The organism is Propioniciclava soli (assembly GCF_038502305.1).
GTDB lineage: Bacteria > Actinomycetota > Actinomycetes > Propionibacteriales > Propionibacteriaceae > Propioniciclava > Propioniciclava soli.
Window position 1 is genome coordinate 3,209,844 of the sequence record NZ_CP115965.1, and the last position, 11,751, is coordinate 3,221,594.

General features: G+C 70.4%; 9 protein-coding genes. 4 read left to right on the forward strand and 5 right to left on the reverse strand.

Features of this window, described 5'->3' with window-relative positions:
• Nucleotides 1-91 precede the first annotated feature (91 nt).
• Complete coding sequence (gene pknB / locus PCC79_RS14520) at nucleotides 92-2,128, forward strand: Stk1 family PASTA domain-containing Ser/Thr kinase (RefSeq protein WP_425325678.1); 2,037 nt, start codon at nucleotides 92-94, stop codon at nucleotides 2,126-2,128.
• Nucleotides 2,129-2,143: 15 nt separating this feature from the next.
• On the opposite strand, the gene PCC79_RS14525 is transcribed toward pknB, so the two are convergent.
• Entirely contained in the window at nucleotides 2,144-2,779 is a 636-nt protein-coding gene (locus tag PCC79_RS14525; protein ID WP_232547372.1) for an aminodeoxychorismate/anthranilate synthase component II, read from the reverse strand.
• 47 nt (nucleotides 2,780-2,826) lie between these two features.
• A complete protein-coding gene (locus PCC79_RS14530; RefSeq protein WP_232547371.1) occupies nucleotides 2,827-3,615 on the reverse strand; it encodes a DUF881 domain-containing protein in 789 nt (262 codons plus the stop codon).
• Nucleotides 3,616-3,696: 81 nt separating this feature from the next.
• Here PCC79_RS14530 and PCC79_RS14535 point away from each other — a divergent pair, with 81 nt between their 5' ends.
• Together PCC79_RS14535 and acs are read left to right on the forward strand one after the other, a co-directional pair.
• Nucleotides 3,697-3,996: a cell division protein CrgA gene (locus PCC79_RS14535; RefSeq protein WP_232547370.1), complete on the forward strand. Its 300-nt coding sequence runs from the start codon at nucleotides 3,697-3,699 to the stop codon at nucleotides 3,994-3,996.
• Nucleotides 3,997-4,085: 89 nt separating this feature from the next.
• Nucleotides 4,086-5,975, forward strand: coding sequence for an acetate--CoA ligase (acs, locus tag PCC79_RS14540; protein WP_232547369.1), 1,890 nt, complete (start codon nucleotides 4,086-4,088; stop codon nucleotides 5,973-5,975).
• 21 nt (nucleotides 5,976-5,996) lie between these two features.
• Here the strand turns inward: acs and lysS are convergent, their stop codons facing one another.
• Nucleotides 5,997-7,490, reverse strand: coding sequence for a lysine--tRNA ligase (lysS, locus tag PCC79_RS14545; RefSeq protein ID WP_232547472.1), 1,494 nt, complete (start codon nucleotides 7,488-7,490; stop codon nucleotides 5,997-5,999).
• Nucleotides 7,491-7,861: 371 nt separating this feature from the next.
• On the opposite strand from lysS, the gene PCC79_RS14550 reads away from it, so the two are divergent.
• The gene (locus PCC79_RS14550) at nucleotides 7,862-9,238 is read left to right on the forward strand and encodes a glucose-6-phosphate dehydrogenase (protein WP_232547368.1); all 1,377 of its coding nucleotides are present in this window, start codon (nucleotides 7,862-7,864) and stop codon (nucleotides 9,236-9,238) included.
• Here the strand turns inward: PCC79_RS14550 and PCC79_RS14555 are convergent, their stop codons facing one another.
• The gene (locus PCC79_RS14555) at nucleotides 9,239-10,138 is read right to left on the reverse strand and encodes a sugar ABC transporter permease (protein ID WP_232547367.1); all 900 of its coding nucleotides are present in this window, start codon (nucleotides 10,136-10,138) and stop codon (nucleotides 9,239-9,241) included.
• Nucleotides 10,138-11,736 carry an ABC transporter permease subunit gene (locus PCC79_RS14560; RefSeq protein WP_342372237.1) on the reverse strand — a complete coding sequence of 533 codons (1,599 nt, stop codon included), beginning with the start codon at nucleotides 11,734-11,736 and terminating at the stop codon, nucleotides 10,138-10,140. The genes PCC79_RS14555 and PCC79_RS14560 overlap by 1 nt, the downstream gene beginning before the upstream one ends.
• Nucleotides 11,737-11,751: the final 15 nt, after the last annotated feature.

Consider the following 11,751-nt stretch of genomic DNA (forward strand, 5'->3'; position numbering starts at 1 on the left):
GAGCGAGGAGAGCACGCGGGCCGAGGCCGGCGAGGTAACCGAAGCGACCCAGGCGTTCCCGGCCGGCGACGAGGTCGCCGCGACCCGGGCGATGCCGCCCGCCGGGCCGCCGTACTCCCCGCACACCCCGGCGGCGGAGCCGCGGATTCTCGGCGGGCGCTACCAGCTCGGCAAGGTGATCGGCCGCGGCGGCATGGCGGTGGTCAGCCAGGCGCGCGACACCCGGCTTGGGCGTGACGTCGCCGTCAAGGAGCTGCGGCTCGACCTGGCGTCCGACCCCACCTTCCAGACCCGCTTCCGCCGCGAGGCCCAGGCCGCGGCCGGGCTGAACCACCCGAACATCGTGTCGGTCTACGACACCGGGGAGGATGAGGACCCCCGCACCGGCGTCGCCGTGCCCTACATCGTGATGGAGCTGGTGCCGGGCCGCACGCTGCGCGAGATCCTGCGCGAGGGGCGTCCGATCCTGCCGCGCCGGGCCCTGGAGTTCACCCAGGGCGTGCTGGACGCCCTGAGCTACAGCCACAAGGCCGGCATCATCCACCGCGACATCAAGCCCGCCAACGTCATGCTGACCCCCACCGGCGTGATCAAGGTGATGGACTTCGGCATCGCGCGGGCGGTGTCGGACACCTCGTCGACGATGACGCAGACCGCCGCGGTGATCGGCACGGCGCAATACCTCTCCCCGGAGCAGGCGCGCGGCGAGACCGTCGACGCCCGGTCCGACATCTACTCCGCCGGCTGCCTCATGTACGAGCTGCTCGTGGGGCGTCCGCCGTTCCAGGGGGACTCCCCGGTGTCCGTGGCCTACCAGCACGTGCGCGAGACCCCGAAGGCACCCTCGGAGCTGGACGCCGAGGTGACGGCCCCGATGGACGCCGTGGTGCTGCGCGCGCTGGCCAAGGAGCCGGACGCCCGCTACCAGACCGCGGCCGAGATGCGCGACGACATCGGCCGCATCCTCGGCGGGCAGCGCGTCAAGGCGACCCTGCCGCCACCGGTGGCCCCCATGGTGGCCGCCGCCGTGCCGCCGATGGCGACCGCGATGGTGCCCCTCACGTCGCCGACGTCCGCGCCCAGCGCGACAGAGACGACGATGACCGGCTCGATGGAGCCGGTCGGCGAACGGCGGAGGCGGGCGGTGATCGGCTGGACGGTCGGCATCCTGCTGGTGCTCGTGGCCGCCGTCGCGGCGTTTCTCCTCATCAACCGCGACACCGGGCCGGTGACGGTCGCGGTGCCGAGCGGTCTGCTCACCCAGACCCAGGCGGTTGCCGAGGCGCGCCTGGACGAGGCCGGGCTGGAGGCCGCCGTCACCACCGTGCAGGGGCCCGACGACGCGACCGTCGGCACCGTCACGCAGGTCAACCCCGTCTCCGGCACCGTGGTGCCGGAGGGGTCGGTCGTGACGCTGACCGTCAACGCGGGCCCCGAGCGCGCGGAGATTCCTGACGGGCTGGAGGGGCTGCTGTACGAGGAGGCCCGCCAGCGGCTCCTCGACGCCGGCTTCCCCAACGTGGGTCAGACGCCCGCCGCGGAGGACGACGCGCCCGCCGACACCCCGGCCGGCACGGTGCTGTCGGTCTCCCCGAGCCCGGGCACCAGCGTCGCCACCAGCGCCCAGGTGACCCTGACGGTCGTCATGACCGAGCGCGCCGCCATCCCGGACGGGCTCGTCGACATGTCGTTCGACGATGCGGTGGCGGCACTCGGCGAGGCCGGTTTCACGAATGTGAACCGCGCCGTCGCCACCTCAGAGCCCGCCGACGCCGCCCCCGACGTCGTCACGGCCGTCTCCCCTGCCGCGGGGGAGGTGGTGGCCACCTCGAGCAGCATCACGCTGACCGTCACGACCGGAGCGGCCACCGTCCCGACCCTGCGTGGTTCGACATTCGAGGACGCCGCCCAGCGCCTCGCCGACCTGGGCTTCACCGACGTGACCACCCGCAACGCCGCAGCCTCCGAGGATCTGGTCGGCTACGTGATGTACACCGAACCCGAAGCGAACTCCAAGGTGGCGAAGAGCAGCCGGGTCGTGCTGGTCGTCGGCGTGGCCGGCACCAGCGCCTCACCCACGGCAAGCACCCCGCCGGTCGACAGCCCCTCCCCGGAGCCCACGGGCTAGGCCGACCGCGGTCGGTCAGCCCTGGACGGCCATGAGGGGCGCCAGGCCCTGCGCGCGGGCGGGGGCGTCGGCGTCGCCGCAGGCGGCGAGCCAGTTGGCGAGCATCTGGTAGCCGCCCTCGGTGAGCACGGACTCTGGGTGGAACTGGACGCACTCCACAGCCAGCTCGCGGTGCCGCACGGCCATGATGACGCCGGACTCGGTGCGCGCGGAGACCTCGAGGGAGTCGGGCAGGGTCGCCGGCTCGATGGCGAGGCTGTGGTAGCGCGTGGCGGTCAGCGGCGAGGGCAGGCCGGCGAACACGCCGCGTCCGTCGTGGTGCACCAGCGAGGTCTTGCCGTGCAGCAGCTCGGGCGCGCGGTCGACGACACCCCCGTAGGCCACGCCGATCGACTGCAGGCCGAGGCACACCCCGAAGATCGGCAGCCGGCCGGCCTGGGTGCGCACCACGTCGATGCAGACGCCGGCGGCCTCGGGCGTGCCCGGCCCCGGCGAGAGCAGGACGCCGTCGAAGCCGTCGGGCCAGTCGGGATCCTCGAAGCGCGCGTCGTCGTTGCGCCACACCTCCACCTCGGCGCCGATCTGGGCGAGGTAGGAGACGATGTTGTAGACGAACGAGTCGTAGTTGTCCACGACGAGTACCCGGGCCATGGCGTCCATTCTCCCCCACGCGCACCCACCGGGCCCGCGGCGTCCGCTCAGCGCCCCGCGACCCGCGCGTGGTCGAACGTCGCCGGCCCCTCGTAGGCGGCAAGCCTCGCCTCCGGCGTCCGGGCCACGGCGTACCCGAGCCGGTAGGCGTCCACGTACTGGCGGTAGATGTCCAGGTAGGCGGAGTCGGCCAGGGCGCGCTCGAGGGCGGCCTGGTCGCCGACGGCGGTGATCACGTAGGGCGGGGCGTAGGGGACGCCGTGCAGCACCACGGTGTTGCCCACGCACTTGATGCCGGTGCGGCTCGAGACGCGCTGGCCCTGGATGGTCATGGCCTCCGCGCCACCGGCCCACAGGGCGTTGGCGACGGCCTGGATGTCCTGCTGGTGCACCACGAGGAGGTCGGCGTCGACGCCGGCCGGCTGCACCGAGGCCGGGGCGTCGGTCAACGTCACGGTGACCGCGGGGCCGACCACGGCGACGGACGCCGCCGCCTCGGCCGCCGCACCGATCTCGGCGGCGTCCGGCCCGGCGGCGCGAGAGGCGTTGGCCTGGGTGAGCTCGTCGACCTCGGCGCGCAGCGTCGCGGCGTCGCGGGCGAGGGCGTCCGCCCGGTCGGCCTCCTGGGCGACCAGGCGAGAGAGCTCGGTCGTGCGGTCGGGACGCAGGTCGTTGCCGCGCGAGGCCAGGGCGCCGGTGGCCATCATGAACCCGGCGACCACGCAGGCCAGCACGGTCAGCAACCGCAGGGGGGACGCGGTGGTGGCGAAGCGGCTGCGGGCGGCGCCGAGCCGCTGCCGCGCCCGGCGCGTCCGGGAGGTGTCGCGTCCGGCCATGGCCACCAGCGTAACCGAGCCCACCGCCGACCACTGGGGTAGGGTGAGCTGGTCCGTTCGACCAAACAGCAGGAGCATGGGGTGCCGGAGTCCAAGGGCCGCGAGCAGGCGGAGCTCAAGAAGAAGTCCGCCCGCAAGGCGTCGGTCAACGCGGTGCGGGCCGAGAACCGGAAGAAGCAGACGCTCAGCAACCGCCGCGGCTGGGTGGTGCCGACCTTCCTCACCCTTCTGCTCGTCGGGGTGTTGTGGTTGGTCGTGTACTACGTCACCACCTCCACCGGCATCACCGTGCCGGGCATGACGGCGCTCGGCAACTGGAACATGCTGATCGGCATGGGCCTCATGGCGGCGTCCTTCGCCGTCGCCACGCAGTGGAAGTGACCCTTCATCCCACCGCGTTTGCCCGTTAGGGTGGTCGCCGTTGCACGGGCGCCGCTTCGGCGCTCGTTGGCCCAACGGAGGGATCCCCCATGGCAGAGCTCGACGGCGACGTCTTCCACCCCGACCGCAGCGTGGCAGCCACCGCCCACGTCCCCGATGCGGACGCCCTGCGCGCCGAGGCGCTGGCCGACCCGCAGGGGTTCTGGGCCGACATGGCCGACGAGCTGGAATGGTTCGAGCCGTGGGACAAGGTGCTGGACGACAGCGACGCCCCGTTCTACCGCTGGTTCACCGGCGCGCGCTGCAACATCGTCCACAACTGCCTCGACCGGCACCTGACGGGCCCCAACAAGAACAAGCTGGCGCTCATCTGGCAGAGCGAGGACGGCTCGGAGCACAAGACCTACAGCTACTACTCGCTCAACCGCCAGGTGAACATGATGGCGAACATCATCAAGGCGATGGGCATCACGAAGGGCGACCGCGTCACCATCTACCTGCCCCGCATCCCCGAGGTGTTCTTCGCGATGCTGGCGTGCGCGAAGATCGGCGCCGTCCACTCGGTGATCTTCGCCGGGTTCTCCTCCGACGCCCTGGCCTCGCGCATCGACGACTCCGAGTCCAAGCTCGTCATCACCGCCGACGGCTCGTTCGTGAACGGCTCGGTGTTCCCGCTGAAGAGCATCGTCGACGAGGCCGTCCGCTACTCCCCCACGGTGGAGAACGTCATCGTGGTCCGGCGGGCCGGCAACGAGGTGACGATGGACGCGCTGCGTGACCACTGGTACTCCGACCTGCTCGCGCTGCCCATCGCCAAGGGCACCTGCGAGACCGTGTCGCTGGACTCCGAGGACCCCCTGTACATCCTCTACACCTCGGGCTCGACGGGGAAGCCGAAGGCGATCCTGCACACCCACGGCGGCTACATGGTCGGCACGTACACCACGTTGAAGTACACCTTCGACATGCGCCCGGAGGATCGCTGGTGGTGCACCGCCGACCCGGGCTGGGTGACCGGCCACTCCTACCTGGTCTACGGGCCGCTGCTCACCGGGGCCACGGTGTTCATGTTCGAGGGCGGCCCGACCTACCCCTACCCCAACCGCTGGTGGCAGCTCATCGAGTACTACGGCATCACGCAGTTCTACACCGCGCCCACGGCGATTCGCTCGCTCATGCGCTTCGGCGAGGCCTGGCCGAACCGCCACGACCTGAGCTCGCTGCGCCTGCTGGGTTCGGTGGGCGAGCCGATCAACCCCGAGGCGTGGCACTGGTTCCACCGCGTGATCGGCAAGGAGCAGTGCCCGATCATGGACACCTGGTGGCAGACCGAGACCGGCATGTTCCAGATCACGCAGACCCCGGGCGAGCCGCAGAAGCCAGGCTCGGCCGGCAAGCCGTTCTTCGGCCAGGACGTCGCGATCCTGGACGCCGACGGCAACGAGGTGCCCGACGGCGAGGAGGGCTTCCTCGTGCTGAAGAACCCGTGGCCGGCGATGCTGCGCACCCTGTACCGCGACGACCAGCGCTACGTCGACACCTACTGGTCGACCTACCCCGGCGTCTACCTGGCCGGGGACTCCGCCCGCCGGGATGCCGACGGCTACCTCTGGATCATCGGGCGCACCGACGACGTCATCAAGGTCTCCGGTCACCGCCTAGGCACCGCCGAGGTGGAGTCGGCCCTGGTGTCCCACCCGGCGGTCTCGGAGGCGGCCGCGATCGGCCTGCCGCACGAGGTGAAGGGCAACGCCATCCACGCCTACGTGGTGCTCCGGGTCGGGGAGAAGGAGACCCCGACGCTCGCCGAGGAGCTCCGCGCCCACGTGGCCCAGCACCTCTCCCCCATCGCCAAGCCGGACGCCATCGACGTCGTCGAGAAGCTGCCCAAGACGCGCTCGGGCAAGATCATGCGCCGCGTCCTCAAGGCCCGCGCCCAAGGTCTGGACGAGGGCGACCTCAGCACGCTGGAGGAGTGAGGCAGGAGGAATGAGCCCGGCTCAGCCCTGCGGCTTGAGCAGTGGGAACAGGATCGTCTCGCGGATGCCGCGGCCGGTGAGCAGCATCATCAGCCGGTCGACGCCCAGGCCCAGGCCGCCCATCGGCGGGGCCCCGAACTCGAGCGCGTTGAGGAAGTCCTCGTCGAGCTGCATCGCCTCGGGGTCGCCGCCGGCCGCGAGCAACGACTGCTCGACGAACCGCTGCCGCTGGATCACCGGGTCGATGAGCTCGGAGAACCCGGTGCCGCGCTCGACGCCGCCGATGATGAGGTCCCACGCCTCGATGAGGCCGGGCTCGCTGCGGTGCGGGCGCGCGAGCGGCTGGGCGATGGCCGGGTAGTCGCACACGAACGTCGGCTGCAGCAGGCCGGGCTCGACGAGCTCGCCGAAGAGCTCCACGGCCAGCTTGTCGGTGCCCCACGCCGGGTTGTACTCGAGCTCGTGGGCGTCCGCGACGGCCTGCAGCGTCCCGACCGGGGTGGCGAGCGAGATCTCCTCACCGACCTGCTCCGACAGCCCCTCGAACAGCGGCAGCCAGCGCCACTGCCCGTCCAGGTCGATCACGCCGGCCTCGGTCTCCATCTGCCGGGAGCCGACCGCGTCCGCGGCGTCCACCACGATCTGCTGGGTGGTGGCGGCGATGCCGGCCTGGTCGGTCCACGCCTGGTAGGCCTCCAGCATCGTGAACTCGGCGGAGTGCGAGCTGTCGATCCCCTCGTTGCGGAAGATGCGCCCCAACTCGTAGACGCGGTCGGTGCCGCCGACCATGGCCCGCTTGAGGTTGAGCTCCAGCGCAATCCGCAGCGTCATGTCGATGTCGAACGCGTTGAGGTGCGTGGTGAACGGCCGCGCCGCGGCGCCGCCGTGGATCAGCTGCAGCACCGGGGTCTCCACCTCGATGAAACCCAGGCGGTGCAGCGTCTCGCGGATCGAGCGGGTGACCGCCGCCCGCGTCCGCACCATCGCGCGCGCCTCCGGGCGCACGACGAGATCGGCGTAGCGCTGGCGGACGCGGGTCTCCTCCGCCAGGTCCTTGTGCAGGGTCGGCAGCGGCCGCAGCGCCTTGGACGCCAGCGCCCACCCCGTCGCCATCACCGACAACTCACCACGCCGGGAGGAGATGACCCGCCCCGTCACCGAGACGAAGTCACCGAGGTCGATGTCGGCCTTCCAGGCGTCCAACGACTCCTGGCCCACCTCGGCGAGGCTGAGCATCACCTGGAGGCGGTCGCCGTCGGCGTCCGGGGTGAACTGGTCGGCCAGCGTCGCGAAGCAGAGCTTGCCGGTGTTGCGGACGAAGATCACGCGCCCGGTGACACTGACGACCTCGTCGGTCTCCTGCCCGGCCTCCAGGTGCCCCCACTGCGCGCGCACGGCGGCCAGGGCGTGCGTGCGGGCCACCTCGACCGGGTAGGCCTCGCCGCCGGCGGCCAGCAGCCGCTCCCGCTTCGCCAGGCGCACCTGGACCTGCTCGGCGACGGGCTGCTCCGTCACGGGCTGCGCTGCTCGGGGCTGGGCTGCACTGGGCTGGGCGGATTCAGTCACCGCTCCAGCCTATCGCCGGGCGCAGGCGCGGACGGCCACCGGGGTGGGGGCGCGGGCGTCTTCAGTCACCCCCACGGGGACAGGTTTTCCTCACTGGGCCCGACTATCGTTCCTGATGAAGGGCCGGGGGCCTGCCTATTGGGGGATCGGCAGGCCCCGGGCCCTGTCACAGGGACCGGTCGTGACGCGCAGGAGCGCCGGTGCGGATCGTGGGGGCGAGCGCATCGTGGCCCGCGCGTCATGACCACCTCGTCCCGGCCCCCTCCCGATGCGAGTACCGTGGGCGCGTCCGTGCCACGCTCTCGCCCAAAGGGGTCCCGATGGAGAACTCTCCGGTCACACTCGTCATTCTCGGCGCCTCGGGTGACCTCACCCATCGCCTGCTGTTGCCCGGCCTCGGCACCCTGCTGCACGCGCGCCCCGGGTACCGCGTGCACCTGGTCGGGGCGGCGTCGGACGACCTGACGGCTGAGCAGTGGACGCAGCGCGTCCGCGAGGGCCTGGCCGAGGGCGGCTGCCGCGCCGACCGGATCGAGCCGATGATCGACGACACGACGTTCGAGCACCTCGACGTGACCAACCCGAGCGCGCTGGAGGAGTTCCTGGGCCGGCTCGCCGCCGAGGGACGCCCCATCGTGGTGTACTTCGCGCTGCCGCCGGCCATCAGCCAGCAGGCGTGCCAGGCCATGACGCAGTTCGACCTGCCGCCGGGCATCCGGCTCGCCATTGAGAAGCCCTTCGGGTCGAGCCTCGCCTCCGCGCAGGACTTCAACCGATTGCTGGCACAACTGGTGCCGGAGCGGCAGATCTTCCGCGTCGACCACTACCTCGGCAAGGCCACCGTGCTGAACCTGCTCGGCCTGCGGTTCGGCAACCGCATCTTCGAGCCCATCTGGAACACGGTGAACATCGAGCGGGTCGAGATCATCGCCGACGAGACGCTCGCCCTCGAGGGCCGGGCCGGCTACTACGACAAGGCGGGCGCGCTGCGCGACATGATCCAGTCGCACCTGCTGCTCGTCATGGCGATGCTGGCCATGGAGGAGCCGGCCAGCATCGACGAGGTGGAGCTGCGCGACCTCGTCGTGCACCTGCTGCGCTCGACCCACCTGGCCGGGGACGACCCGGTGCAGGCCTCCCGCCGGGCGCGCTACACGGCGGGGCAGATCGACGGCAAGGACATCCCGTCCTACACCGACGAGAAGGGGGTCGACCCCGAGCGCAACACCGACACCCTCGCCGAGGTGACCGTCGAGATCCGCAACTCACGGTGGGCGGGTGTGCCGTTCCGGCTGCGCAGCGGCAAGGCGTTGGGCGACGGGTTCCGCGGCATCGTCGTCAAGTTCCGGCCCGTGGTGCACCTGCCGGCCGGCTTCCACAACACCGCGGAGCCGAACGTGCTCGTCATCGGCATGACGCCGGAATCCATCGCGCTGAGCCTGAACACCAACGCCGAGGGCGATCGGTGGGACCTGGAGCAGACCTCGCTGGCGGCCGACCTCACCGAGTCGCCCGTCCGACCCTACGGCGAAATCCTGCAGGGCATCTTGGACGGCGACCCTCTGCTCAGCGTCCGCGGCGACATGACCGAGGAGTGCTGGCGCATCCTGCAGCCCGTCGTGGACGCCTGGGCGGCCGGCGACGTCCCGATGGACGAGTACGCCGCCGGCTCGACCGGCCCGTCGGACTGGCGCTGATCAGCCCTTCACGCCGCCGGCGGTCAGGCCGGAGACGATGTACTTCTGCAGGTACATGAACAGCAGGATGATCGGCACGGCGGCCACGACGGCGCCGGCGGCGAACAGGCCCCACGGGGCGTTGCGCTCGTCGGAGCCCCACACGTACAGGCCCACCGCCAGGGTGTAGTTCTCGGGCCGGGCCAGCACGATGCGGGCCAGGATGAACTCACCGTAGGTGCCGACGAACGACAACAGCCCCACCACGGCCAGGATGGGCGTGACCAGGCGCATGATCATGCCCCAGAAGATCTGGGCGTGCGTGGCGCCGTCGATCTTGGCGGCCTCGTCCAGCTCGGCCGGAATGGTGTTGAAGAAGCCGTACATCAGGAACGTGTTCGCCCCCAGGGCCCCGCCGAGGTACACGGCGATGAGGCCGAACAGCGACTCCAACCCGAGGAAGGGGTAGATGTCGCGCAGCGTCAACAGCAGCAGGAAGATGGCGATGAACGCCAGCATCTGGGGGAACATCTGGATGATGAGCAGCGCCGTCAGGCCGCCGCGGCGTCCGACGAACCGGAATCGGCTGAAGGCGTACGCCGCAGCCGCGCCCATGATGACGGTGCCCACGGCGGTGACGGTCGACACAATGAAGCTGTTCAGGATCCACCGCGGGAAGTTCGTGTTGGTGAACAACTCGGTGAAGTTCTGCAGCGAGACCGCGGTGAACAACCGGGTGGAACCGGTCAGCGTGCCACCGGGGTTCAGCGCCGCGGAGAGGACGTAGAGGATCGGGAAGACGCAGTAGGCGATCATGGCGATCGCGAACAGGTGCTTCCAGCCGACCTCCTTCCACCAGCGGACGCCCCGCAGCCGGGTGTCGTTGGCGTTGTCGAGTTCGATCTTGGCGACGGTGCTCATCAGATGATCTCCTCGAGCTTGCGGGTCTGGCGGAAGCCCAACCACGAGATGAAGCCGACCACGACGAAGATCAGGATCGACAAGGCGCTGGCGAGGCCGAACTGCCGGACCCCCGACTCGAAGGCCACGGAGTAGACCATCGAGATGAGGATGTCGGTCTCACCGATGATGAGCGGGGCGCCCGGATAGTTCGGCCCGCCGCCGGTCAACATGTAGATCAGCGAGAAGTTGTTGAAGTTGAACGCGAAGCTGGCGATCAGCAGCGGCGCCACCGAGACCATGAGCAGCGGCAGCGTCAGGTTCCAGAACCGCCGCCACGGCCCGGCGCCGTCCATGATGCCGGCCTCGGTGAGCTCACCGGGGATCGACTGGAGCGCGCCGGTGCAGATCAGGAACATGTACGGGAAGCCCAACCAGAGGTTGACGCCGAGGATGCTGAGCTTCGCCAGCGTGCCGTCGCCCAGCCAGTTGATGGTGGCGCCGTTCAGCAACGTCTGGTTGATGATGCCGAAGTTCTGGTTCAGCATGCCCTTCCACACCAGCGCGGCGAGGAAACCCGGGAAGGCGTACGGCAGGATGAACATGGCCCGGTAGAAGCGGCGTCCCTTCACCCGTTCGTCGTTGAACACGACCGCGAGCAGCAGCCCCAGCGCGAACGTGGTGAGCACGCTGAGGATGGCGAACGCGAACGTCCACAGCAGGATGGACAGGAACGGGCCCTGCAGCCGGCTGTCGGTGAACATCCGCGTGAAGTTGTCGGTGCCGACGAACACCCGCCAACCGGGGCTGAGCGACGTGCCGTCCGGCGCGACGTACAGGCCCTGGGCCGGGTCGGCGGTGTAGACCGTGCCATTCTCGGCCGTGAACGTGTCGGCTGCCTCGTCGTAGCGCAGCACCGAGCGCGCCTGGTAGGCCGTGGTGCCGTTGTCGGTGCGCAGCCAGCCGTCGTCCGGGTCGTCGGAGACACTGACGCGCAGGTCGAGCACCTCGTTCTGCCGCTGCTGGATCTCGGCGAGCGGCAGCACGGACGCCCCCGGCACCTGCGTGACCCGGCCGCCGGACTCCACCGCGCCGGTGACCGGCTCGAGCGGATCCTCCTGGGTGCCGACGAGCACCTCGTCGTCCTCCACCACGGCGAAGCCGAGGGAGCCGTTCACGTCCACCACGGTGACGGGGTACGTGGGGGTGCCGTCGAGCCGACGGTCGGAGGTCTTGAGGATCTGCGTGATGGCCGGGCCCTTGAGGTCGTTGTGCCCGTCGCCGTAGTTGGTGAAGGCGACCACGGCCGTGTTGGCCATGACGTAGATCTGGTAGACCAGCAGGAACACCAGGCCGGGCATCAGGTACTTGGCCGGGATGCTGCGCTTGGAGAAGTACACGTAGTCGGCGACGACGAGCGTCACCACGAGAACGGCGAGAATGACCCACTGCTCCTGGCCGAACGCGGCCATGATGCCGTAGAGCCCAAAGGCGTTCACGAGCATCATCAGCACCAGCTTCACGTAGAAGCCGGGCCGCGAGAGGTCGCGGGCGTGGGAGAGCTGGGGGGCCGACGTCGACGTCGGCGGCGCCTCGGGAGGCTGGGTGTCGGTGCTCACGACGGATCCTTTCGG